The sequence below is a fragment of the Flavobacterium sp. CF108 genome (genome assembly GCF_900129795.1).
In the GTDB taxonomy this organism is placed as follows: Bacteria; Bacteroidota; Bacteroidia; order Flavobacteriales; family Flavobacteriaceae; genus Flavobacterium.
Genome location: NZ_FQWW01000001.1, coordinates 1,099,692 through 1,125,046, shown reverse-complemented (window position 1 = coordinate 1,125,046; position 25,355 = coordinate 1,099,692). Strand labels below are relative to the sequence as shown.

Below are 25,355 nucleotides of genomic sequence, written 5' to 3'. Positions count from 1 at the left end.
CTTCACTCGCGCCAACGAGGGGATGTAGCTTAAGATTTTTCTGTTATAATTTTTAATCTAATTTGCTCAACTGCATAATTATAATTTTCATTATTTTTTTTATTTATAGTTAAAATTTTTTTCGCCAGATCAAGATAGAAATCTATCGGATGAGTTTTTTTAGGGATATTATGGATGATTTGTATATTTTGTATTAAATATTCTTGACTTTCCATATCATCCATATGAAGAATAAGTTTGCAATACAAATAAGATCCATTTAAATTTGGATTGACTATATGGAGAAATGGATCGGCTAAATCAAAAATAATTTCTTTTTTCCAATTCCAAATCTCTGACGTAAAATTTTCACAATCATCTTTAGATAAATTATTAATGTGGGAAACTATTTTTGGATTGTGATGATAATTCCACGAATCACCTTCATTATCGGAAGCATTGCTTTGTAAATATAAATATAAAGCTTCAGTTTTATTCTCAATATCAGGGATTTCGCTCAGCATAATTATTTATAAAAATTCATTTTTTGTAAGGATTTTGGTTTTTATTTAACAAATATAGTATATTATTTCATGTTGGTTTTTAATTCAAGTTGTATACACCTGATTGTTTACAATCACTTAAAAATAATCTGTTATTTCTAATTTCGTTTTAAAATAAAAAATATGAAATCATGGAATTAAAGAATAAAGAAAGAGCCGAAGAATTGTTAGAATTAATGAATAAAAGAAATTATTTCACCAGACTAAAACTGGAACATAAAGAAGACACTTCATTTACGATACCGCTAAAAGTATGTTCTTATAACGAATTAAATCTAATGGTTTCAGATTTGCTTAAAGCGAGTATTGTTCTAATGAATAAAGAAGCGCGAAGTTTAGCCGTTTTTCATAAAGAAACAGATATTAATGTATTGACTTTACTTGAAATAGCATTACAGCTTTTGCCGGAAGAAGAAATGGAGTTATTGGATGATTTGTATAAGATTTATTTGGAAGGTTGATGAAATCAGAAGTACAATGAGCGCGCGGATTTGTAATCCGTACCCACAAAGATTAGTTTGTGCTTTTGTAATAAAAAAAGCTACATGATTTTGTAGCTTTTATTTTTGATGTTTTCATTGTGTCTTATTGCGCTATTGCTTTTCGTTATTTAATGTTTTTGTTTCGATATTGTTCCGATTTCACCAATCTTAGCGCTCTAAGTAATTCTACATATTGATCTTCCATCATTTGGTTGCTTATCGAAGCAGATTTGATTCCGTTAAAACCAATCACTTTATAAGTGTCTCCTGTTTTCTTAAGAAGCACCGAAGCATTTTCCTGATAAAACATATAATAAGCCAAATCTCCTCTAAAAGAGATAGCTCCACTCGCTGCATGCGGATTGTTGATTTCTTCATTAATTACATCGACACCAGATCTTTTTTTCGCATACTCATAAAGACGTTTCACAAAATCTGCTGTCGCATCGTCGCAATTGTTTTTTAATGCATTTAAATCTTTGTTTTTACAATAGTTATTCACATCATTAAAGAAACGATTGGTAAGTTGAAAAACAGGGTCTTTAGCAGGTTTTTCTTTTAAATACGCTTTGTAATCATTTATTTTTTTCTCTATTGCGGCAATGGAATAAGAATTTGGAAATATTTCATTTTCCCCAACAATTTTCCATTGGTCATTACTTCTCACTAAGTTTAGTTGGAAAGGTATCGGACTGTTCATAATGCAGGTTGCCTTATTTCCTTTAATTTCAACAGTTGCTGGCGTTATAGTTATTAAGTCTGGACCTATTGCAAGATTAGATTCAAGAAGTCTTGAATATTGATGGTTTAGAAGCATCTGTCTGTAAAGAGTATCTCCGACAACCGGTTTTATTTTTAAAGTGTCTCCATTTTCAAAAGCTATTCTGCCCTCTATATAAGTTGTGCAGGTTTCTTTTATTTTGCTTTCTTCGCTCTGTTTGCAGCTTGTCAAAAAAATAAATAGTAGAAAAAATAAGGAGTAGATTTTATTCATAAATAATGTTTTAACGATTTCTCGGACTATGGTTTAATAAGGCTTAAAAATAATTAAAAAAGCTTTATCTGATTTTATAAAATAAAATTATCCGATAGCGCGGATTTGTAATCCGTGTCCACAAAGATTAGTTTGTGCTTTTGTAATAAAAAAAGCTACATGATTTTGTAGCTTTTATTTTTGATGTTTTTTGTTGTGTCTTATTATTGTGGGCACGGATTGCAAATCCGCGCTATCGGGATTATTTTCCCTTAATTAAAGATACAACACTACCGTCACGATTAAATAAATTTGGATAATTTTTAGTTCTACCGTGGATTTGAAAATCAGTAATTTTTGATTTATCTTTTTTAGTATAGAGTTTGCTTATATTTAATTTATCTGCAATTTCTTTAGTAGACATTGCTCTATTCTCTGTTATTAAAGTTTGGGCTATTGCATCATGAAGTTTCATTTTTTTTAAAGGAGAAGATTTTTTTGTATTTACTTTTTTATTTCTATTTGCTTTGCTCCAAAATATAAGATCTAGTAATTTATGATCAGTAAGTAAGTTAAAGTCTAAAATTTTATTTTCATCAAGTTGCCTAAAATTTTCTCGAATAGTATTAAGTAATTGTTTATTTTCTAATGCCCACTTTTTGTATTCCTCACTAATAATAAAGAATGCAATAAAAAAACTTTCTTTAGATAATCCAAAATAATCTTTGATTGGATTGTCTAATGCACAGTATTCATTGGGTAAAAAATGATGAACTAATTTTGCGAAAAAAGAACCTAAATCTTTTTCTTTTTTCAAATCGCCATGTTTGATTAAAGCTTTGTTGAAATAATCAATGTACAATTTTGTTAAAGAATTGTGACGAATTAATTGTAGAATTTCAGATTTACTATTTTCAAGTCTGTCTAGATATTCGTTATCTATACCTTGAAGAGAGTAACGTCTTTTAAACTGTTTGAAAAAATTTTGAGAGCTTAAAAAATTAATTTCATTATTTAATGTTTCAAAATAATACTTTTGAAAACTAGACGAAATATTGTCTTTAATATGAGAATCATATAAGTCAATTTGTACAATTCTATCAATTGAATTTTCATTTAGCTCAGTTGAGATTTTTTTGAAAACTTTTTGTTTAAGAAAAATTATATATTGTTCTTCGTTTGTTTTCATATTTAAAACTTGTCGTTTAATTAATTCTCACTATTTGACAGCTTAGATTTGCAATCCTTACTGAGAAGCTTAGATTTGTTTTTCGAAAATAAAGAAAGCAACTTTAGGAGTTCTTGTCGTTGTTGTATTTGATTATTTGTATTGTGACTTGCTATTGATTAAAGGGATTACAAATTCGTGTAATCGGATTATTTTTATTATTCGATTTTATTTGAATGCGATTATGAAATAAATGTGCTAGGAGGTTTATTCTTTTTTAGCTAATTGTACAAATTTATAAATTGAAAATGATGACATGCCAATAAGCCCTAACTCAACAAAAATAAATGTTGTATTCAAAACGTCGAAATCCCAAATATCGAAAGAACTCTGTTTAAGAATTTTTACACAAGATGGAATTAAAAGATAACTTATTACAATAAATATTATTGAAATTGGAAGCGATTTTAAATAGAGTATTTTTCTTTTTCTAGATTTATAAATTTCGATTTTAGCACTTTGACTTGCTTCTGGTTTTTTTTCTTCGAGAATCTTGGTTATCTCAGTTTGAATTGAGCCTAATAAAAATGTCAAGAAAACTAAGATTACGCCAATTGCGGATAAAATATCATTCATATTAATTTAATTCTTGTTGTAACAAATTGTATGTGTCTATTGCGCAGGTATACTTACTAGATATTCCCCTAATTTTGTTGACTGGTTCTAAAGTTGGTCCTTTTTGACTTATGATGAGATTAAGTTCTTCAACGGTTGTTGGAGATGTGCAAACAAATTCATAAGGGTCAGTAGGCGAAATTTGTGTTGCTGAATTTATTGTTTCTAAAAGTGTATTTTTAATGAAAGAAGATATCTTGGTACGATATCTAGACTTTGTATTCCTTAATAAAGTTTTGCTTTGAGATTGAGTTAATTGAAATATTGACGATAATTCGTTTTCGCTTGGTAGAATATTTTCAAAATAGTAAAGAAGCAGAAAAAACAACCGTTCCTGTTGAACTTCGTCAGCGCGAGTTGGTAAGCCTTTCTCTTTAAACATTTTTACGTATTCCATGAACGCAGCTTTTGTGATTTTTGTCAGAGCATTGTCTACTTCAGGATCAGTTGCTAGTCCTAGGCACTCCTTAATTAGTGTTTTGTCAGCAACACTAAGGTCTGCAGTGGTTAAATTTATTGTAATATTCATGTTTTGAATTTATTGGTTTAATTTTTTCTATTTTTAAGCTCTATTTAAATAAAATATTAATTTGAACATAATAACAAAAATCGTATTTAATTTAGATGTATCGTTACGTAAAAATACCTGATCTTTTTGGATAAAATTAGATACTTAAAATTCAAGAATATTACGGAAATCCGTAAACGCTCTTTTTAAAACCAATTGCCCTAGCCCTGATAGAAGCGGCATCCTTTAGGCAAACGAAAAAATCTAAATTAAACCGTGAACATTCTACCTAAAAAAAATATAGCGGATAGCAGGAAAAAGCTCCTAAAAACCATCATAATTCCACTAAATTTCCTCGTCAAAATTCCCAAAAAATCAACACTAGAATTTTCCACAAAAATTTTGTAATTTTGCAGTCCAATAAAAGGAATTAGAAAATGTTAGATAGACTTCAATATGTAAAGCAGCGTTTTGATGAGATTTCGGATTTGATTATTCAGCCGGATGTTATTGCTGATCAAAAACGTTATGTGCAGCTTAACCAGGAATATAAAAGCATAAAAGCACTGGTTGAAAAGAGAGAAGAATACATTCTTGTTTTAGCAAATATTGACGAAGCAAACGAAATTATTGCTGACGGAAGCGATGCTGATATGACCGAAATGGCCAAAATGCAGCTTGACGAAGCAAAAGAACGCTTGCCTCAACTTGAGGAGGAAATTAAATTTATGTTGATTCCTAAAGATCCTGAAGATGCTAAAAATGTAATGGTTGAGATTCGCGCCGGAACGGGTGGGGACGAAGCTAGTATTTTTGCAGGGGATTTATTTAGAATGTATACTAAATATTGCGAAGGCATGGGCTGGAGAACTTCGGTTGTTGATATGAACGAAGGAACTTCTGGAGGTTTCAAAGAGGTTATTTTTGAGGTTTCGGGAGAAGATGTTTATGGAACTTTGAAGTTTGAAGCAGGTGTTCACCGTGTACAGCGTGTTCCGCAGACAGAAACGCAAGGTCGTGTGCATACATCGGCAGCTACTGTTATGGTTTTACCAGAAGCAGAAGAGTTTGATGTTCAAATTGATATGAACGATGTTCGTGTAGATTTCTTCTGTTCGTCTGGACCTGGAGGACAATCTGTAAATACTACGAAATCAGCAGTACGTTTAACGCACATTCCTACGGGATTAGTGGCGCAATGTCAGGATCAGAAATCGCAGCATAAAAATAAAGATAAGGCGTTAACGGTTTTACGTTCTCGTTTGTACGAAATGGAATTGGCTAAGAAAGAAGCTGAGGATGCTACAAAACGTACTTCTCAGGTTAGTTCTGGTGACCGTTCGGCAAAGATTCGTACGTACAACTACGCCCAAGGTCGTGTAACCGATCACAGAGTTGGTTTAACACTTTACGATTTAGGAAACATCATGAATGGTGATATCCAAAAAATTGTTGCCGAATTACAATTGGTAAACAATATGGAGAAATTGAAGGAAGCGTCTGAAGTTTACTAATGTAAGCTTCTTAGGTTCAAAGGTACATAGTTACAAAGGTTCAGAGGTTTCTTTTCTGGCGTAAAATAGTAAGCCGAACATTTGTTCGGCTTTTTTGTTTTTAAAAACTCTGTCCCTTTGAACCTTTGCCTCTTTGTAACTTTTTTACCAGTATTGAACTCTCAAACATAAACCTTTTCTTAAGAACTCAGAACCTCAGTAACTTAGCACCTTATAACCTTTTATATTGTCATTTTTTATTTCATATTTGCGCTACTAATCAACCAATTATAGTCAATTTATGAAGAGAACTTTACTATTATTATGCTTCTTTGGAAGCTTTTTTTATGCCCGGAGTCAGTCTTATTTTGGATTTCGGGACGACAATTACGCCGGAATTCAGGGCGTATTATTTAATCCGTCGGTAATTGTAGATTCTAAATACAAAGCTGATATTACCATTGCTTCTGCAAGTGCAACGGCACAAAATGATTTGTACGGAGTTAATTTTGCCGAAATATTTGACGGCGGTTACGACTTGGATACAGATGCAAAAAAGAAATTCAAATCGAATAACAGAGGGAATTTTAATGTCGATATTCTAGGTCCTTCGTTTATGATGAATATTAATGAGCAGCACAGTATTGGCGTTTTTACACGTGTACGAAGCATTACCAATCTGGTTGATGTAAACGGACAGCTTGTTGATGAGGTCAATAAAGATATTAATGCTTCAAACAGTTTTTTAATATCGGGAGGAAATCCAAATGGTGTCTACAATTCGTGGGCAGAGATTGGAGCCAGTTACGGAACGATATTGTTAGATCATGATGTGCATTTTCTTAAAGCAGGTATTACCATAAAATATTTGATGGCGGGAGTAAACGGTTATATCAACGGAAATAATTTGAGTGTTGCCTTTAATAAAAATATTGCAGATCCGGCTTTGAGTACCTATAACTCAACAGGAACTTTAAAAACGGCTGCAAGCTACGATTATGAAAATGGAAAAGATCCGGAGTTTGATATGGCTTCGGCAGGTGTGGGTCTTGATTTGGGTTTTACTTATGAATACCGCACCAATTGCCATACTTGTATAGGAAACAGATATAAACTTAAAGCTGCTGTAGCCGTGACCGATATTGGTAAACTGAATTATAAAAACCTTACTGAAAACACGTATGACCTGACCGGAAATGTTACTCAGGATGACATTGACAATGCAGATGATGTTTTTAAGTTTTTTGATACTTATTATACCAAAATCTCATCCAGAAAAGGAGTAAAAGCAAATTTACCAACAGCATTACACACCAACTTTGACTGGAATATCGACAATAAATTCTATTTGAATTTAAGCAGCGATTTTAGTTTAGTCGATGCTAAAAAGATCAACGGAACTGCAATTGCAAATTCGGTTACATTTACACCTCGATATGAAACGAGACAATTCAGTTTTTATGTTCCCATTACTTATATGGAATATAGCGGAACGCAGATAGGAACTGGTTTTAGAGCTGGCCCATTATTTATTGGTTCAGGATCTTTGATTTCGAATTTGTTTTCAAACAATTCTAAAGCTGCAAATGTGTATGTTGGATTGAAATTGCCAATTTATCAAAATTACAACTAAGGGGCTAAGATACTAAGATGCTAAGGTTCTAAGTTTTTAAAATGAAAAAGAGATTGTTTCACATATGTGGAACAATCTCTTTTTTGGTTTTGAAGTTTTATTTAAGTTTTGACCAAGACACTAAAAATCTTAGAATCTTAGCAACTTAGAACCTCAGAACCTTAAAAAATATATTAAAAGTATTAACCCTTTAACCGTTTGTTATAGCAGAAACGTATAAACGAGTTAGATACCAAAAAATACTCGTGTGTATTCAAAACATTTATATAGATTAGAGTACATGTATACACCGTTTTTTAATACTATGTGGCTTAACTTTTCCATAATGTTTAAAATTTAAGTTTAACAAATTACTCTCTAGGTGGTTCGTATTGTGATGATTCTTCTTCCGAAGTTTCATGTGAAGATTCGCTGGGTTTTGAAACCAAATTGGTTACGATAAGCTGAACGATTGAGCCTAAAATTCCTTTAAACATCGAATCGCCTTTGCCCACAATAAATCTTTTGGCCAGATATCCAATTCCGATGCTGATGGCAGATTGTGCCAGATGGCTTTTAAAACCAACAGTTTCGTTGATTTCCTCGACCGTATTTCGAATGAGATTAATAGGTTTTAAATTCTCTTTAATATCATCGATATGATCTTTAATAGCACTCCATTCAGTATCCTGACGATCTTCTAATAGTTTTATTCTCTGATTTAATTCATCAATAGTGTAAATAGGCTCCATAATGGTCTTTTTAAGTTATTAATAGTTTTAAATCAGTTTTATTTCTCTTTTAAAATACTCGAAATAATCGAGTTACCAATTGGGGTTTTTATCAGCTTGTGATGCGATTTGTGCAGTATAATGGCAACAATTAAATAAAAAAGTGCCATGATAAAAAAACCGAAATAATATTCCCCAAGTTCTTTCCCAATCCATAAACTTAAACCAACATTAAGGAACAAGGTAAAAAATGCAACAACAACGCCAACTGCTATCTTTGATGCTAATGATGAAACACCATCGGCTACTGAACATACTGTTTTGAGTTTTAATAACTCTAAACTCGTTTTGGTATAATTTTCAGCTTTTTCATAAAGATTTAAATCCTCGTTTGTTGTTGCATTTGGTTCCATGTTGCTGGTATTTATGGTTTGAAAAAATCACTTTGTATTAGTAGTTCGATTTTACAGTTTTAGCTTCATCTTTAACTGCATTGAAATCATCTTTTACCTGGTTGAATTTTGCTTTTCCTTCCTCGATGATGTCTTTACCGTTTGAAGTGATTGAACTTACAATACCATCAAATTTAGTTTTGATATTATCTCCGTAATCTCTCGATTTATCTTTGATTTTTTTTCTGGTATTTGAACCTTTATCCGGTGCAAATAATACTCCTAATAATGCTCCTGCAGCTGCAGCTCCTACGATTCCTAAAATTGTGCTAGATGCTTTCATAATATTGATTTTTAATAGATTAATATATTTATTTAATGTTGATTAATTTTAAACCTCCCGGCCTTTGACAGGATTCAGTAAAATTGCAATAATGGCGAATACTAATAAAACATGGATGATATTTCCCAAATTGTATATAAAAAAACCAAGAGCCCATAGAATAACTAGTATTACTGCGATGGTATCTAATAATTTTGACATGGTTTTTTATTTAATGGGTTAGTAATTAATATTTTAATTTAACTTATACGAAAGGTATAAGGTTAAATTGCTGTTTTTTGCGTCTGGAAACGTATACGTTGTTCCGGCAACAGTTCTTTCTTTTCCAACAGTTGTAAGACCGTAATTGTAACGTAATCCGATGCTTATAGGGTTAAAATCTACTCCAAGACCTGCAGAAATACCAGCGTCAAATTTGTTTAAATCGTCTGTATCGATTTCCTGATCAAAAACAATATCTCCGCTTCCTGTAAATTTAGAACTTACCAAATATGATGCATAACCACCGGCATGAACATTAAAGTTTTTAGTAATATTTACTCGCACTAATAAAGGAACTTCGATATAGTTTAATCTGAATTTCGCATCTCCGCTTATCAAAGCATTGTTATATTCTAATTCGGCGCCTTTTGTTGTAAATAAGATCTCCGGCTGAATGGCTACAAAATCTGAAACGGGTAATGTGGCATAAACACCGGCATTAAAACCGTATAAAATATTGTTGTCATCTACATCCTCTCCACTATTGTAAAGGTTAGACATATTGAATCCTCCTTTTACACCAAACTCGGTGTTTACATTATTGTCCTGAGCGTGCAGCATTCCAAATGAAGCTGAAATAAAAAGGGTTAAGGTGCATAAAAAATTGGTTTGCATTTTCATAATAAAATAATTTAGTTAGTAATCCGGGCTTTTAAATAATTCTCTTTTTTAATTTTTTACATTACTGATTCTTTCGGTTTCCCTTAAGAGATCAAATTGTTCAGGCAAATACTTTAATACTAATTTTAAAATTATTTTATCGTTAGTTTCTTTCGAAACGGTTTCTAACAACTTAATTTGCTGTTCCAGGCATTCTTTCATAGAATTTAAATAAACTTTGTTGAAATCCTTAGGATTTGCAGTAATCAATTCATAAGTATCTCTTCTGTGTGTTGCATTTATTTCAGAAATTATAATCAGCTTTTTATTTGCTAATTCTGTTATTTCCTGCAGCAGTCGATTTTGATGTCTTTCGATATTTTTACCTAAAATCACTATTGAATTGTCTGAACTTTTTTGTTGTGCAATTTGACTTTTAGAAATAATTGTTTTTCCAACATTGGCCGCTTCTATAAAAAAAAAGGCTGTTGTTTCTTCCTCCTCGTTTTTTGTAAAAGCTTCATTTTTTTTAAATGTATTTTCTATCGAATTATTTTTTTTGCATGATGAAACACAAATTATAATTAATAAAATTAGTACCTTAAAAAAAACGGCTTTTAGTACTGGGATTTTTTTCATTATTACTTCTTAAAGTATTACATTACAAAGATGCTAATGAATACAGCGTTTTGCTTTACAGCATAAAAAAGAAACGTTATATAATTCCCATAAAGAATTTATATAACGTTTAAAATGTAGTGTTTTAGGGTGCTGACGAATTTAGTCAGGAAGAAATATGGTGAAAACAGAACCTTTATCCGGCTCGCTGTCGGCCATAATAAATCCTTTATGGTTCTCTACAATTTTCTTACAAATCGCCAAACCAATTCCGGTTCCGGGATAATCTGTTTTTGAATGTAAACGCTGAAACAAAATAAAGATCGTTTCTTTAAACTGAGGATCAAATCCCATTCCGTTATCCGTAAAAGTTATTTTGTGGAATTTTTTAATATTTTGATCCAGTTTCGGATAATCTTCAGAATTGACTTTAGTACTTTCAATAGTTATAGAAGGTATAACATTTGGTTTGCTGTATTTTAAAGAATTTCCAATCAGGTTGATAAAAAGCTGCTCAATTTGATACGGAATTACGGCAAGCTTAGGAAGTTTATTTGAAACAATAACAGCGCTTTTTTCATCAATAACTTCTGTTAATTCAGATTCGGCGTTTTCAAGTAATTCCTCTAAGTTTGTTTTTATAAATTCTTTCTTAGTCGTATTGGTTCTCGAAAATAAAAGCAAATCATCAATTAAAACACGCATTCTTTTTGCCGAAACTTCAATTTTATCAATATAATCTCTTGCACTTTGGGACATAGCCGCTTTGTCTGCATCAGAAACCCTCGAAATAAAAGTCTGGATTTTTCGCAGCGGTTCCTGTAAATCGTGGCTCGCAACGTGGTTGAAAGAGGCAAGTTCCTTATTACTTTTTTCCAATTCTTTATTACGTTCCTGCAATTCAATATTTAGCAAATGCTCATCGGTAATATCAAAATTAATTCCCAGTAAAATTTTACTTCCCTGCTGGTCCGTCAATAATTTTCCTGTCGATTTAAAATATCTCACTTCGTGGCTCGGAAGCAGAACTTTATAATACACAAAAGGGAGTTGTCTGTTTTTTATAATTCCTTCAATAGAATTCGAAACATTTTCTTTGTCATCAGGATGTACAAAATCTAAAAAAGTCTCTTTTACAGGTACAAATGAGCCCGGATCATAGCCCAATAAACGATATTGATTATCAGAATAATCGATTTTATTTGCATCTAAATCCCATTGCCAGGTACTGAATTTCCCAATAGTTTCAGACTCTGCAATTAATCCGTTTGAGATTAAAAGTCTTTTATTGAAAACTTTTAAGCGCTGGAAATCTTTGCTGATTTGTCTGAAAGCTAAAAGAATGAAAAACAAAGCCGTTAAAAAAAGAGAAATAGAAAAAAGTGGACTTAAAGAAATTTCGTCATCATAAATTTTAAGTCTGTTTTTTAAATACGTTTTCTCGATGTCGTTCATTTCGTCAACTTTAAAACGAATGTTTTCCATCAGGATTCGCCCTCCAAACATATAATTGTCGAGTCTTCGTTTATCATATGTTTTGGGATCGCTGTATTTTAAACAATTTTCGAAAGAAACAAAACGCTGAATAATGAGTTTAAATAACCTTCGAAGATTTGCCTGCTGAACGGGATTATCAGCAGTTAATTTTTTTAAAGTAATAAATGAAGTGTTTACCTTGTCCCGCGAATAAATATAAGGCGTTAAAAAACGGGCATTACGGGTAATAATATAACCTCTCTGGCCGGTTTCGGCGTCCTTAATTGCCGACATTAATCTTTCTAGCTGAATGTTTATTTCGTAGGTATGCATAACCACTTTACTCGATTCGTTCAAGTCTTGATTATGCTTATAAGCAATAGAAGAAAGAAATAACAGAATGAAAACTGCGATTACAAAAATAACTCTCAAAGAGTTTGAAGAATTAAAATTTGGTATCCATTTCATTGGTATACTTTTATTTTAGTCGCAGCAAGAAATTATCACGATTTAACCCAGAGGTATGATAGTGCCAGTTTACGGTCACGACTTCATTAATTATTTTTTTCAGCGTATTAAAATCGCTTGGCTTTTTGATATAAATATTGGCACCCTGAATAAAAGTATCTTCTATATCCTCTTCTGAAGATGAAGTAGAATAGATTGCAATAATTATATTTTTAAGATGCTCTGTTTTTTTAATTTCAATCAAACACTCTTTACCAGTTTTTTTTGGCATATTTAAATCCAGAAACAAAATATCCGGGATTTTGTTATCTAAGTCCATTAAATGCTCCATTAACTGCATTCCATCATGAACAAATTCTACGTTTGTTTGTATCTTGATTTCTTCAAAAGCATCCTTAAAAAAAAGACGATCATCCTCGTCATCATCCGCCAGTAAAATATTTAATGCGTTTTTTTGCATTTTAGTGTGGTATTTGTTTTTTTTATTTTAAATTTTCTCTTCGTTTTTTAATTATTCTTTGAAATGCCGACGGTGTAATTCCGGTCGTATTCTTAAACTGCGTGCTTAAATGCGCAACGCTTGAGTAATTTAACAAAAAAGCAATTTCTGTCAAACTCATTTCATTGATAATAATTAATTGTTTTGCCCTTTCTATTTTTTGTAAAATGATGAAGTTTTCGATAGACGAATAAGTAACCTCCGAAAAAACATTAGATAAATAACCATAACTATGGTTGAGTTTTTCTGCTAAAAATACAGAACTTTTATAATTGTTACTGTCTTCCATAAAGACCAGTTCAATTATAGCATCTTTTATTTTCTGTACTAAAACACTTTTCTGATTTTCGACAACTTCAAAACCATGCGGGATTAAATTATTTTTTAAAGTTTCGAGTGCATCAGCATCAAAATTGTCATCAATCTCAATTTCGCCAAATCCTAAACTGGTAAAATTTATATTTTGTTCTTCCAGGTTTTGTTTTAGATAAAGTGAACAGATGGTATTTATGTCGAACTTTATAAATAGCTTCATTTTTGTAAAAAATTTGGTTAAAGATAAATAAATTATTTGGGGTTACCGCGTTTAATGTTTTTTAAAAATCGATAAACAGTAATAATAATCGCTAAAAGTTTCAAAAAAATACCGCCTAATACATTTAATTACTAGACGGTATTTCCTGATTGAGCCAGAAGGTTTACAAATCTGACAGAATTTTATGAAATTCTTCTTTAGTTTTACCTAATTTTTGCTGAAGTTTTCCATACAATTCATCTTCTTTTCCTTCAGCATAAATTAAATCATCATCTGCCAGCTCAGCATATTTTTGCTTTAGTTTTCCTTTTAACTCATTCCAATTTCCTTTTATTTCTGTGGTATTCATAATCGGGCTTGTTTTGTCATTATTACAATGTAAAGTTGCAGTTTCTCCATAAAATTTGTGTTACAGGAATTTCGATGATCGTTGCATAATTCACATTTTGCCTTTATCTATGCCTGATAACGACGTAAAACCCATGCCATTTTTTCGTGTTCCTGCAATAATCCCGTAACAAAATCAGCAGATCCGGCATCGTTTGCTTCGTTTTCAAAAACCGGAATATAACCTCTAAATTCTGTAACCAATTGTTCATGGTTTTCTAAAAGTTCTTCAAGCATATGCTTTTGCGAAGTATATTCTTTTGGAGATTCTTTAAGAGTCGAATTTTCGATAAATTCCTTCATTGTACCAATAGTTTTTTCGCCAAGCTGACTAATTCTTTCTGCAACTTCATCAATCTGCGCTTCTAAAATGCGGTATTGTTCTTCAAATAATTTGTGCAGTTCCATAAAACTATTTCCAGAAATATTCCAGTGAAATTTTCTCGTTTTAACGTAAAGTGTCATTTCGTTTGATAAGATTGTAGCTAGTATACTAGAGCTCTTTTTTAAGTTTGCTGTAGATATTCCGATATGTGGAGTCATAATTGTTGTTTTTTGGGTTCAGTTTCAAAAATAAAAAGGAAGAGCTTGGCGCATCTTACATAATTAGTAAAAGATGTTACATGAATTCAATGTTTTCATAACATATTAATGATTCCAAAATTGTAGTTTTGCCGCCAACTAAAACTAAAACCCCTGATTAATGAAAAAACAGTTACTCTTTTTATTTATTTTAATTACTTCCGTATCAGCCCAGGCACAATCTTATTTAGGTTATTTTCATGATAATTACGCGGGTGTACAAAGCGTTCTTTTTAATCCGGCTTCTATAGCCGATTCCCGTTTTAAAACAGATATTAATATATTTTCTGTTAGCGGATCTGCACAAAATGATTTGTACGGCGTTAAAATTTTTGATACTTACAAAGATGGTTACGATTTTGACAGTCAGTCTAAAATGTTTCCAAAAAATGCCAATAATGCATTAGTAAATGTTGATGTTATGGGGCCGTCATTTATGTTTAATATTGCTCCAAAACACACAATTGCAGTATTTACAAGAGCAAGATCCATTACGAATGCCAAAAAAATCAACGGATACTTGGTAGATCAGGTAAAAGATGGTTTAGACGAAGCAAGCGATTTTAATTTCAATTTAGGAAACCCAAACGGATCTTCAAATGCTTGGGGAGAATTAGGAATCTCATATGCAGCGGTTTTATACCAAAACAACCAGCACTTTTTAAAAGGAGGTTTAACTGCTAAATATTTACAAGGCGGAGCTAATGCTTATGTTCAGGGAAAAGATGTAAGTGTAACTTATTTTGAGAACACAACAAATCCGCAATTGGGAATGTTACAATCAAGTGGAGAAATTACTGTAGGAGGAAGCCAGGATTGGGAAAATAATGAAGATTACGATTTTGACTCTGCTTCACGCGGATTTGGTTTTGATTTTGGATTGGTTTACGAATGGAGACCAGATTACGATCAATACGATTTAAGAAATGCAAGACCTGCAGATAATAATTTCAGAGATTTAAACAAATACAAATTACGTTTCGGATTATCGGTTACAGATATTGGATCGATCAACTACAAAAATTCTAAACTGGATACGTATAATGTAAATGGTGTTGTAACCCAGCAAATGATTGATGATGCAGATAATTTATACGATTTCTTAAACGATCATTATACTAAAGTTTCAACATCAAAAGGAGTTAAAACAAATCTGCCAACAGCCATTCATGCTGATGTTGACTGGAATATGTATAATAAATTCTATTTGAACCTTAACGGAGATATCAGCATGGTTTCTGATGATAAATTAAATTCATACGGAATTGCAGACAGAGTAACCTTAACGCCTCGCTACGAAAGCAGATGGTTTAGTTTTTATGTTCCGGTAACGTATATGGAATATAGCGGAATGGAGGTTGGTACAGGTTTGCGTACGGGAGTTTTCTTTATAGGTTCTGGTTCTATTTTGAGCAATTTAGTTTCAAAAGAATCAAAAGGAGCAGATTTTCATATTGGGATGAAAATTCCGGTTTACGAAAAACAATTTAAAGATACAGATGGAGACGGAATTATTGATAAAGAAGATGCCTGCAAAAAAGTAGCCGGCCCTAAAGAAAATAATGGATGCCCATGGCCAGATACAGATGGAGATAAAGTTTTTGATAAAGACGATGCCTGCCCAGATGTAAAAGGTCCAAAAGAAAATAAAGGGTGTCCGTGGAAAGATTCTGACGGGGATACTTTATTAGATAATGTTGATGCGTGCCCGGCAGTTGCAGGTCCGGTAGAAAATAAAGGATGTCCGTGGCCAGATACAGATGGAGACGGCGTTTTAGACAAAGATGATGCCTGCCCAACAGTTGCCGGATTAGCAGCAAATAAAGGCTGCCCGGATCTTGATGCTGATAAAGACGGCGTTTTAGACAAAGAAGACGATTGTCCGCTTGTAGCTGGACCAGCTGATAATAAAGGTTGTCCTAAAGTGACTAAAGAAACATTAGCACAATTAAAAGTGGAAGCTAAATCTATTTTTTTCAACACAGGAAAAGCAACTTTAGATGGTGCTAAAATGGGAGAAACTTCCGGAAGACTTGACGCAATCAAAGAAATTCTAAAAAATTATCCAAATGCTAAATTTGCGATTAACGGACATACCGATAATGTAGGAAATCCAAAAGCAAACCAGAAATTATCTGAAGCCAGAGCAAAAGCCGTAATGGATCTTTTAATTGAAAAAGGAGTAAATCCTGCTAATTTGACTTCTAAAGGTTACGGAGCTTCAAAACCGGTAAAAACAAATAAAACCGCTTTAGGAAGAGCCGAAAACAGAAGAACAGAAATTGTTTACTTAGGTAATTTATAATTGCTATTGAATATAAAACCAAAAAGCCATTCTTAATTGAGTGGCTTTTTTTATTTTTGCATACTTTCTAAAAAGAATAAAATCTTTGAAAAAGAACTAAAAAATCAATATGACTACACAACAACTACACGAACAAATTCTTCAAAAAAAATCATTTTTATGCGTAGGCTTAGATCCTGATCTGGCTAAAATTCCACCGCATTTATTAGAAACAGAAGACCCAATCTTTGAATTTAATAAAGCGATAATCGATGCAACCCATGATTTAACCGTTGGCTACAAACCAAACACCGCTTTCTTTGAAGCATACGGAATAAAAGGATGGATGTCTCTGCAAAAAACAATCAATTACATCAACGAAAATTATCCTGATATTTTTACCATTGCCGATGCAAAACGCGGCGATATTGGAAATACTTCGAGTATGTATGCTAAAGCTTTTTTTGAAGATTTAAATTTTGACAGTGTAACCGTTGCACCTTATATGGGAAAAGATTCTGTTGAGCCTTTTCTTGCTTTCGAAAATAAACATACCATTATGTTAGCCTTAACTTCAAACGAAGGCGCATTCGATTTTCAGACTTTAAACACAAACGGAAAAGAATTATACAAGCAAGTTTTAGAAACCTCTAAAACATGGAAAAACAGTCACAACTTAATGTATGTGGTTGGCGCTACAAAAGCCGAATATTTTGCCGACATAAGAAAAATTGTTCCAGACAGCTTTTTATTAGTTCCCGGAATTGGTGCTCAAGGCGGAAGTTTATCTGAAGTATGCAAATACGGAATGAACGATAAAATCGGATTATTAGTAAACTCAGCAAGAGCCATTATTTATGCCTCAAAAGGAACTGACTTTGCAGAAAAAGCTAGAGAAGAAGCTATATCTGTTCAAAAAGAAATGGCAGAGATTATTGGTTTAAAGTTTCAGGTTTAAAGTTTCAAGTTTACTTTGAACATAATTTTAGCGCAGAGTTCGCTAAGTTTTTTTCGCTAAGAAATTTTTTAACGCAAAGAGCGCTAAGGTTTTTTCGCAAAGTGCACTAAGAAATTAGCTAGAGGTTTGAAAAAGTTTTTTTTAAGTTCTCAAAGAAGAGTATAGGTTTACCTTATTAAAGCTTTGTGAACTTAAAAAAAACTTTAATTCAACGAATATACAAACCTTTGTAACCTTTGCGAAAAAACCTTTGCGAAAAAACCTTTGCGAACTTTGCGTTAAAATTCACGCACCAACAACCTGAAACCTGAAACAAAGAAAACATGAAACAATTAAAAGACCAGCTTGGCACTTTACATTCTTTTGAGACATCTCCAAAGCGCATTATTTCTTTGGTTCCTTCTCAAACCGAATTATTATATGATTTAGGTCTGGAAGAAAAGATCATCGGGATAACTAAGTTCTGTGTACATCCTTATCATTTAAAATCAACCAAAAAGATTGTTGGCGGAACCAAGAAAATCCATTTCGAAAAAATAAAATTATTGCAACCCGATATAATCATTTGTAATAAAGAAGAAAACACAGAAGAAATCGTAAATCAATTGCAGGAAATCTGTCCGGTTTGGGTTACGAATATCGTTTCTATAGAAGATAATTTCCAGATGATTTCAGATTTCGGACAATTATTCAACTGCAGAACCGAATCTCAAAAGTGGAATGATAAATTGACTTTCGCCTTGAGCGATTTCAAAAAATACATTCAGGATATTGAAGTAAAGAAAGCAGCTTATTTTATTTGGAAAAATCCTTATATGGTTGCCGGAAAAGATACTTATATAAATGAGTTACTAAAACTGAATCATTTTAAAAACATTTACGAAGATAAAGGGCGTTATCCTGAAATCGAACTTAAAAAAATGCGTTTAGAAGGCGATCCGGATATCGTTTTTCTCTCTTCAGAACCGTATCCTTTTAAAGAAGAAGATGCATTCGAAATAGGAAGGTTCACACATCACGCCAAAACCATTTTCGTCGACGGCGAAATGTTCTCCTGGCACGGCAGCCGACTATTAAAGGCTTTCTCTTATTTTAAATTACTGCACGAAAGACTTAGAAATTAGTTTTCTTTTGTTTCAAGTTTCAGGTTTCAAGTTCTTGGAAGCTTAACCGCAAAGAGCGCTAAGTTTTACGCAAAGTTCGCAAAGTTTTTTACACAAAGCTCTGCGAACTTTGCGTTTGTATAAAACACTCACAAATAAAAAACCTTAGCGTTCTTTGCGTTAAAAATTATGTTCAAAGTAAAGCAACCTGAAACCTGAAACCTGAAACAAAATAAACCAAGTTAGCATAAAAAATAATGCCGGCGTCTTGAGATGCCGGCATTATTTAACTAACCAAAACCAAAATAATAAATAACCAGTTTATTACATTACAAATGTCCGACATATATCAATCTTAAGCTGTTAAGGTCTTGTTATTACTTTGTTGGATATAAGTTAATGTTAAAGATTTAGGTATATAACTTTGTGTACTTTGCGAAAAACTTTTGCGCTCTTTGCGGTAAAAAATTATGCTCAAAGCGAAGCAGCCTGAAACAAAGAAAACTTGAAACCTGAAACCAAATTAATACAAAAAAAAGAATGCCGGCATCTCGAAGACGCCGGCATCATTTAACTAACCAAAACCAAAATAATAAATAACCAGTTTATTACATTACAAATGTCCGACATATATCAATCTTAAGCTGTTAAGGTTTTGTTATTACTTTGTTGACCATAAGTTAAGATTTGTCAAAACGCGTTTTTGAGCTTTCTGTAACGTTAAATAATTTTTAACTATTAAAATATAATAACAATCAATTTTGTTTATTAATATCGTAAAGATAAGTTCGTATATTTGATAAAGTGTTAAAAATCAGTGATATGTGATTTCTTAAAAAATTAGCATCTGATAGAAAAATAGTTAACTTTAATAATAAAAAACAAAAGAAATGAGTGATTCAAACGAAAGTAAATGTCCTTTTCACAACGGACAAATGAAAGAAACTGCTGGTACAGGAACATCTAATAAAGATTGGTGGCCAAACCGTTTAAACTTAAACATATTGCGCCAAAATTCTAGTTTGTCAGATCCTATGGAAAAAGGTTTTAATTATGCTGCCGCGTTTAAGACTTTAGACTTAAATGAAGTCAAAAAAGATCTTTTTGATTTAATGAAAAACTCTCAGGATTGGTGGCCGGCAGATTATGGTCATTATGGTCCTTTGTTTATTCGTATGGCATGGCACAGTGCGGGAACTTACCGTATATCTGATGGTCGTGGAGGCGCGAGTTCAGGCAGTCAGCGTTTTGCACCTCTTAACAGCTGGCCGGATAATGGTAATTTAGATAAAGCACGTTTTTTACTTTGGCCAATTAAGCAAAAGTATGGAAATAAAATTTCGTGGGCTGATTTGATGATCTTAGCAGGTAACTGTGCTTTAGAATCTATGGGATTCAAAACTTTTGGATTTGCAGGTGGTAGAGAAGATGTTTGGGAGCCGGAACAAGATATTAATTGGGGTAATGAAACAACATGGCTGGGTGATACAAGATACAAAGGAGAGCGCGAACTTGATAATCCGCTGGCGGCCGTGCAAATGGGATTAATTTATGTAAATCCCGAAGGGCCAAACGGAAATCCTGATCCATTAGGATCTGGTAGAGATATTAGAGAAACTTTTGCCCGTATGGCCATGAATGATGAAGAAACTGTAGCTTTGACAGCAGGCGGTCATACTTTTGGGAAGGCGCATGGAGCTGGAGATGCAGCCTTAGTAGGAGCAGAACCAGAAGGCGCAAGCATTGAACAAATGGGATTAGGATGGAAAAATAGTTTTGGTACCGGAGTAGGTGGAGACGCTATTACAAGTGGTATTGAAGGTGCGTGGAAACCAAATCCTACAACCTGGGATAATGGCTATTTTCAAACATTATTTAAATACGATTGGAAATTGACTAAGAGTCCTGCAGGAGCACATCAATGGACTCCAACCGACGAAAGTGCTGCTACTACCGTAGAAGATGCACATGATCCGACGAAAAGACACGCTCCTATAATGACAACGGCGGATATGGCAATGAAAATGGATCCTATTTATGAACCAATTTCAAGAGACTACATGCAAAATTTTGACAAATTTGCTGATGCTTTTGCCAGAGCATGGTACAAACTGACTCACAGAGATATGGGACCGATTACACGTTACTTAGGGCCTGAAGTTCCAAGTGAAGTGTTGATCTGGCAAGATCCGATTCCTGCTGCTAAAAATGAATTAAACCATAATGATATTGCTGTTTTGAAAGAGAAAATCCGTTCAAGTGGTCTTTCGATCTCGCAATTAGTGCATACGGCCTGGGCATCAGCTTCTACATTCCGTGGTTCTGATAAACGCGGAGGAGCAAATGGGGCCCGTATTCGTTTTGAACCTCAAATCAGCTGGGAAGTCAATTCTTCAAATCAATTAAAAAATGTATTAACAACTTTAGAAGTGATACAAAATGAATTTGCTAATTCAGGAAAAATAGTTTCTATAGCAGATTTAATTGTTTTAGGAGGATCAGTGGCGATCGAAAAAGCGGCATCAAATGCTGGATTAAATATTGGGGTTCCTTTTACACAGGGAAGAGGAGATGCAGTTTTAGAGCAGACAGATGTGCATTCGTTTGAGGCATTAGAGCCAAAAGCAGATGGATTCAGAAACTATAAAAGTGCTAAAACGAGTGCAATAACAGAAGAACTTTTGATAGACAAAGCGCAATTATTAAGCCTTACAGTACCTGAAATGACGGTCTTGGTTGGAGGTTTAAGAGTATTGAATGCCAATTACGATGGTTCTAAACATGGTGTGCTTACCGCAAATGCAGGAACATTAAATAATGATTTCTTTATTAACTTATTAGATTTGGGTACTACCTGGAAAGCGATTAACGAAACCGGAGAAATTTTTGAAGGACGTAATCGTGCAACAGGAGAAATAAAATGGACAGCAACCCGTGCAGATCTTATATTTGGTTCTAATTCTGAACTTCGTGCTATAGCTGAGGTTTATGGCTGTAACGATGCCAAAGAAAAATTTGTAAAAGATTTCGTCGCAGCATGGACCAAAGTAATGAATCTGGATCGATTCGATTTACTTAAATAGTTTTAAAAGGTTCAAAGATCCAGAGTAACAAAGGTTCAAAGCTTTCTTACTTTATATAAAAATCAAACCCGACAGATTTTAAATACCTGTCGGGTTTGTTTATTTTTTTAAGTTCAAAGGTTCAGAGTTACGAGTTACAAAGGTTCAAAGAAAACCAGTTTAATCCGTTAAATCTGAGGGCAAAATCTACACATAAAACCTTTGCGAAAAAAACTTAGAATCTCAGCATCTTAAGAAAACACAACCGTCTTATTACTGTAAACCATTGTTTTACGTTCAGAATGTAATTTAATAGCCCTAGCCAAAACAATACGTTCTAAGTCACGGCCTTTCATAATAAAATCTTCCACCGAATGAATATGAGAAACTCTGGCAATATCCTGTTCGATAATTGGCCCTTCATCTAATTCTTCTGTAACATAATGACTTGTTGCACCAATAATTTTTACTCCGCGTTTAAATGCCGAATGATAGGGTTTTGCACCCGGAAATGCCGGTAAAAAGGAATGGTGGATATTGATAATCCTATTTTCGTAAAGCGAAATTAATTTTGGTGTAATAATCTGCATATAGCGCGCTAAAACAATAAAATCAATATCATATCTTTTTAAAAGCTCAATTTGTTTTGCTTCGCCTTCTTCCTTGTTGTCTTTCGTAAAAGGAACACAGTGAAACGGAATATCAAAACGTTCTGCAACAGATCGTAAATCGTTATGATTGCTTATAATAACCGGAATTTCAACATTTAATTCTTCTGCGCTGTATCGGCCTAAAATATCAAATAAACAATGATCATATTTAGAGACAAACAAAGCCATTTTTGGTTTCTGCTCCTGATTGTACAAATCCCATGACATATGAAAATCGACCGCAAGAGTTTTATTAAATTCTTCCTTTAAGGATTCAATGGTAATTTTAGGATTGGTAAATTCACATTCCAATCGCATAAAAAATACATTTTGCTCCACATCAACATGCTGGTCGATGTAGGTAATATTTCCTTCTACTTTTGCAATAAAAGTAGTTACTGATGCAATGATGTTTTTTTGGTCTTTGCAATGAATCAGAATGGTTATTTTTTGCATTTCGTTTTTTTGGTTTTTGGTTAGTGACAAAGCTGCAAAGGTTCAAAGTGACAAAGGCTGCTTTGTATCTTTGTAACTCTGAGCCTTTGAACCTTTAGAAAAAACTATTTTCCGTCCTGCATTGCAAAAACGCTTTTTAATAAAGGCGTTGTTCTTGCACTGATATTATTACGGATATCTTTTTCTTCTACAGCAATCATTTTAAAAACTCCTGCTAGTGCTTGATTTGTTGTATAATCAGTCAAATCAGGATTTACTTTTTTCACTAACGGAATAGTGTTGTATTTGTTGATAATTTTTGTCCAGACAACATCGGCACCCACTTTTGCAAAAGAACTTTTAATTACCGGATTAAATTTTCCGTATAAAGCTGTTGTTGTAGTTCCTTGTAAATAACTAGTTGCTGCACTGTCATTTCCTAACAGAATATTTTTAGCATCTGTAAAAGACATATTTTTAACTGCCGAAACAAATATAGGTGTTGCTTCTTTTACAGCATCTTCGGCTGCGCGGTTTAAAACTTTAATTCCTTCATCGGCCAGTGAACTAAGACCAATTTTACGCAATGTAGCATCTACTTTTTGTAATTCTTCCGGCATTAAAATTTTTACGGCTTCATTTTTATAAAAACCATCTACAGCGGTTAATTTACTTACTTGCTGCGTAATTCCTTTGTTAAGGGCTTCTTTTAGTCCAGAAGCGATATCAACACCGCCAACTCCCGGAATTTGAGAAGATATTTGCGGTAATTGATTTAAAGTCTGCTGTACCTGCGCACATGACGTTAGAGAAAATGTAATGGCTAATAAAAAAATCTTTTTCATTTATTGGGGTTTTATAAGGTTCAAAAATACTACATATTCAAAAATAAAGCCACAATTTATTTAACGACACGTAACATTTTGTTTTATTATTAACATTCGTAATATTTTAATTTAATATAAAATCAAATAGTTAAAAAACTCAGCATCTTAGAAACTTAAAAAAAAAATCTATTTCTTCAATAAATCAATCTCTTCTTTTGTTTTCTCAATATAAACAGACATTTGATCGTATTTCCATTCACCTCTTTTTGTGGCAACAACAAATAGAGTCGCTTTTCCTTTAGGGCCTTTTATCGGAATTTGTAAATCGCAATTTCCGGTATTGTTGTTTGTACTTATACTTCCAGATATCATTCCGTCGGTTTCAATTGGATTTCCTAATTTTTCGATTACAACTTTATTGTGCTGTACGGCTGTCATCGATTCTTTAAAAGCATCAGAATCTTTCATCATCGATGTTACTCCAAAAAATATTCCGCCAATAAATAAAGCAAAAAGCACTAAAAGGCTTAAACATCCTGTTGGTACAAACCATTTCCAGTTTCTGTCCCACCAATTTTTTTGAGGTTGAAAATCATCATTCATAATAATAAAGGTTAATTTGTTGGTTAGGTTAATTTTCTGAAAGATATTAATTTTCAGATGAAACAAAATAAAAAAATCACCTTATAAACTATAAGATGATTTTTTGTTTTTAAAGTTTAACGATTATTAAAAGCTATTTCTTCTAAAGCCTTTGGATTACTGATTACTTTATTCACTTCTTGTTTTCTCATATTGTCTTTATCTCCAGTTCCTGTGCTTAAAATAAGTTTTTTAGGAATAATTGGTGTTTTGTCAAATATAGCTGAGTATAGTAAAACTGCCTGTAAAAAACCGCCATCGTTTGTAAAGTGAAGTATATTTTTACCATAACGAAGATTATCTTTATTATCACTTAAATATTTATAACCGCTTTTACCGTCATATGCATCTTTAACAGCATCACCAATCCTCAATAAACCTGCATTTTTAATAAAAGCGGCGGCTAAAATAGCATTCTTTTGTAATTCTTTATAATAATCATTATATTCTGGATTTGTATATGGTAATGGAGACATATTTTGATAGACATATATGGCAACATCCGGGCTGTTTTTATGTATTTTTTCTACAATTAATTTTAAATTTGATCTATATTTTTCAAGATCTGTTAATGCAATTGGCGTCGCTTCCTGAAGCACAACAAAATCATAATAATTTCCATCCTTATCTCTATTAGAAAAAATTTGATTAGCTTCTGTTTTATTAGTATAATAAACTTTATCAAGTGAAACTCCCATCGTTACCAATTGCTGTACATTTATATGTTTATTATTGCAATTACATAATTCCTGAAACAGAGTAGGAGCACTTACAAAATATTCAATTTGGCTATTTCCTATAAATAATATACGCGGAGGCCCTATAGCTTTTGGTGGTTTTGGATTGCTGATTCCATCAGATATAATCCCATCTTCTGTTGTAAATTTATTGCATGAAATAAGTAAAGTTGCTATAGTAAGACTAAAAATTAAAACGTATTTTTTCATTTGTAAATGGATGAATTGGAATCTGCAAATCTCTATTTAATCTATTAGCATATAAGCCTCAAAATGATTTTAAAGTAGTATTTTAAGACAAAAAAAAATAGG

At 32.7% G+C, this 25,355-nt stretch carries 27 protein-coding genes; 7 read left to right on the top strand and 20 right to left on the bottom strand.

The window, feature by feature from the left end; genetic code table 11:
• Window positions 1–29 precede the first annotated feature (29 nt).
• Window positions 30–503, bottom strand: coding sequence for a hypothetical protein (locus BUE10_RS05020; RefSeq protein ID WP_073482837.1), 474 nt, complete (start codon window positions 501–503; stop codon window positions 30–32).
• 170 nt (window positions 504–673) lie between these two features.
• Here BUE10_RS05020 and BUE10_RS05015 point away from each other — a divergent pair, with 170 nt between their 5' ends.
• Window positions 674–1,003 (top strand): hypothetical protein, encoded by a 330-nt coding sequence (locus BUE10_RS05015; RefSeq protein WP_073482835.1) that lies wholly within the window; start codon window positions 674–676, stop codon window positions 1,001–1,003.
• Between the two features lie 145 nt (window positions 1,004–1,148).
• On the opposite strand, the gene BUE10_RS05010 is transcribed toward BUE10_RS05015, so the two are convergent.
• The 4 genes from BUE10_RS05010 to BUE10_RS04995 form a co-directional block, all read right to left on the bottom strand.
• The gene (locus BUE10_RS05010; protein WP_143055985.1) at window positions 1,149–2,018 is read right to left on the bottom strand and encodes a hypothetical protein; all 870 of its coding nucleotides are present in this window, start codon (window positions 2,016–2,018) and stop codon (window positions 1,149–1,151) included.
• A 241-nt stretch (window positions 2,019–2,259) separates the two neighbouring features.
• Window positions 2,260–3,186, bottom strand: coding sequence for a hypothetical protein (locus BUE10_RS24095; RefSeq protein ID WP_200801708.1), 927 nt, complete (start codon window positions 3,184–3,186; stop codon window positions 2,260–2,262).
• Window positions 3,187–3,432: 246 nt separating this feature from the next.
• The gene (locus tag BUE10_RS05000; protein WP_073482831.1) at window positions 3,433–3,801 is read right to left on the bottom strand and encodes a hypothetical protein; all 369 of its coding nucleotides are present in this window, start codon (window positions 3,799–3,801) and stop codon (window positions 3,433–3,435) included.
• 1 nt (window position 3,802) lies between these two features.
• Window positions 3,803–4,369 carry a hypothetical protein gene (locus BUE10_RS04995; RefSeq protein ID WP_073482829.1) on the bottom strand — a complete coding sequence of 189 codons (567 nt, stop codon included), beginning with the start codon at window positions 4,367–4,369 and terminating at the stop codon, window positions 3,803–3,805.
• A 416-nt stretch (window positions 4,370–4,785) separates the two neighbouring features.
• Here BUE10_RS04995 and prfA point away from each other — a divergent pair, with 416 nt between their 5' ends.
• Both prfA and BUE10_RS04985 read left to right on the top strand, forming a co-directional pair.
• The gene (gene prfA / locus BUE10_RS04990; protein WP_056204197.1) at window positions 4,786–5,862 is read left to right on the top strand and encodes a peptide chain release factor 1; all 1,077 of its coding nucleotides are present in this window, start codon (window positions 4,786–4,788) and stop codon (window positions 5,860–5,862) included.
• A gap of 280 nt (window positions 5,863–6,142) precedes the next feature.
• Complete coding sequence (locus tag BUE10_RS04985; RefSeq protein WP_073482827.1) at window positions 6,143–7,474, top strand: DUF5723 family protein; 1,332 nt, start codon at window positions 6,143–6,145, stop codon at window positions 7,472–7,474.
• Between the two features lie 350 nt (window positions 7,475–7,824).
• On the opposite strand, the gene BUE10_RS04980 is transcribed toward BUE10_RS04985, so the two are convergent.
• The 11 genes from BUE10_RS04980 to BUE10_RS04935 all read right to left on the bottom strand — a co-directional run bounded on the left by BUE10_RS04980 (window position 7,825) and on the right by BUE10_RS04935 (window position 14,306).
• Window positions 7,825–8,205 carry a hypothetical protein gene (locus BUE10_RS04980; protein ID WP_073482824.1) on the bottom strand — a complete coding sequence of 127 codons (381 nt, stop codon included), beginning with the start codon at window positions 8,203–8,205 and terminating at the stop codon, window positions 7,825–7,827.
• 38 nt (window positions 8,206–8,243) lie between these two features.
• Window positions 8,244–8,597: a hypothetical protein gene (locus tag BUE10_RS04975; protein WP_073482822.1), complete on the bottom strand. Its 354-nt coding sequence runs from the start codon at window positions 8,595–8,597 to the stop codon at window positions 8,244–8,246.
• Between the two features lie 37 nt (window positions 8,598–8,634).
• Window positions 8,635–8,919, bottom strand: coding sequence for a YtxH domain-containing protein (locus BUE10_RS04970; protein WP_073482820.1), 285 nt, complete (start codon window positions 8,917–8,919; stop codon window positions 8,635–8,637).
• A 48-nt stretch (window positions 8,920–8,967) separates the two neighbouring features.
• Complete coding sequence (locus BUE10_RS23830; RefSeq protein WP_143055986.1) at window positions 8,968–9,120, bottom strand: lmo0937 family membrane protein; 153 nt, start codon at window positions 9,118–9,120, stop codon at window positions 8,968–8,970.
• A 33-nt stretch (window positions 9,121–9,153) separates the two neighbouring features.
• Window positions 9,154–9,801: a porin family protein gene (locus BUE10_RS04965; RefSeq protein WP_073482819.1), complete on the bottom strand. Its 648-nt coding sequence runs from the start codon at window positions 9,799–9,801 to the stop codon at window positions 9,154–9,156.
• Window positions 9,802–9,849: 48 nt separating this feature from the next.
• Window positions 9,850–10,419, bottom strand: a complete 570-nt coding sequence (locus BUE10_RS04960; RefSeq protein ID WP_073482817.1) for a DUF4142 domain-containing protein — start codon at window positions 10,417–10,419, stop codon at window positions 9,850–9,852.
• Window positions 10,420–10,560: 141 nt separating this feature from the next.
• The gene (locus tag BUE10_RS04955) at window positions 10,561–12,342 is read right to left on the bottom strand and encodes a sensor histidine kinase (protein ID WP_073482815.1); all 1,782 of its coding nucleotides are present in this window, start codon (window positions 12,340–12,342) and stop codon (window positions 10,561–10,563) included.
• A gap of 10 nt (window positions 12,343–12,352) precedes the next feature.
• Window positions 12,353–12,802, bottom strand: a complete 450-nt coding sequence (locus BUE10_RS04950) for a response regulator (RefSeq protein ID WP_073482814.1) — start codon at window positions 12,800–12,802, stop codon at window positions 12,353–12,355.
• Between the two features lie 22 nt (window positions 12,803–12,824).
• On the bottom strand, window positions 12,825–13,376 hold the full coding sequence (locus BUE10_RS04945; RefSeq protein WP_073482812.1) for a helix-turn-helix domain-containing protein: 552 nt from the start codon (window positions 13,374–13,376) through the stop codon (window positions 12,825–12,827).
• A 163-nt stretch (window positions 13,377–13,539) separates the two neighbouring features.
• Window positions 13,540–13,725 (bottom strand): CsbD family protein, encoded by a 186-nt coding sequence (locus BUE10_RS04940; protein WP_073482810.1) that lies wholly within the window; start codon window positions 13,723–13,725, stop codon window positions 13,540–13,542.
• A gap of 107 nt (window positions 13,726–13,832) precedes the next feature.
• Complete coding sequence (locus BUE10_RS04935) at window positions 13,833–14,306, bottom strand: Dps family protein (protein WP_073482808.1); 474 nt, start codon at window positions 14,304–14,306, stop codon at window positions 13,833–13,835.
• Window positions 14,307–14,466: 160 nt separating this feature from the next.
• Here BUE10_RS04935 and BUE10_RS04930 point away from each other — a divergent pair, with 160 nt between their 5' ends.
• From BUE10_RS04930 to katG, 4 genes are all read left to right on the top strand, one after another.
• The gene (locus BUE10_RS04930; RefSeq protein ID WP_073482807.1) at window positions 14,467–16,650 is read left to right on the top strand and encodes a DUF5723 family protein; all 2,184 of its coding nucleotides are present in this window, start codon (window positions 14,467–14,469) and stop codon (window positions 16,648–16,650) included.
• A gap of 109 nt (window positions 16,651–16,759) precedes the next feature.
• Complete coding sequence (pyrF, locus tag BUE10_RS04925) at window positions 16,760–17,587, top strand: orotidine-5'-phosphate decarboxylase (protein ID WP_073482805.1); 828 nt, start codon at window positions 16,760–16,762, stop codon at window positions 17,585–17,587.
• A gap of 323 nt (window positions 17,588–17,910) precedes the next feature.
• On the top strand, window positions 17,911–18,711 hold the full coding sequence (locus BUE10_RS04920) for an ABC transporter substrate-binding protein (protein WP_073482803.1): 801 nt from the start codon (window positions 17,911–17,913) through the stop codon (window positions 18,709–18,711).
• An 869-nt stretch (window positions 18,712–19,580) separates the two neighbouring features.
• Complete coding sequence (katG, locus tag BUE10_RS04915) at window positions 19,581–21,773, top strand: catalase/peroxidase HPI (RefSeq protein ID WP_073482801.1); 2,193 nt, start codon at window positions 19,581–19,583, stop codon at window positions 21,771–21,773.
• Between the two features lie 230 nt (window positions 21,774–22,003).
• Here katG and purU read toward each other — a convergent pair whose 3' ends face one another.
• From purU to BUE10_RS04895, 4 genes are all read right to left on the bottom strand, one after another.
• On the bottom strand, window positions 22,004–22,858 hold the full coding sequence (purU, locus tag BUE10_RS04910; protein WP_073482799.1) for a formyltetrahydrofolate deformylase: 855 nt from the start codon (window positions 22,856–22,858) through the stop codon (window positions 22,004–22,006).
• A 104-nt stretch (window positions 22,859–22,962) separates the two neighbouring features.
• Complete coding sequence (locus BUE10_RS04905) at window positions 22,963–23,682, bottom strand: DUF4197 domain-containing protein (RefSeq protein ID WP_073482798.1); 720 nt, start codon at window positions 23,680–23,682, stop codon at window positions 22,963–22,965.
• A 168-nt stretch (window positions 23,683–23,850) separates the two neighbouring features.
• Window positions 23,851–24,267, bottom strand: coding sequence for a cytochrome c oxidase assembly factor Coa1 family protein (locus tag BUE10_RS04900; protein WP_073482796.1), 417 nt, complete (start codon window positions 24,265–24,267; stop codon window positions 23,851–23,853).
• A gap of 116 nt (window positions 24,268–24,383) precedes the next feature.
• Window positions 24,384–25,253 carry a hypothetical protein gene (locus BUE10_RS04895; RefSeq protein ID WP_073482795.1) on the bottom strand — a complete coding sequence of 290 codons (870 nt, stop codon included), beginning with the start codon at window positions 25,251–25,253 and terminating at the stop codon, window positions 24,384–24,386.
• Window positions 25,254–25,355: the final 102 nt, after the last annotated feature.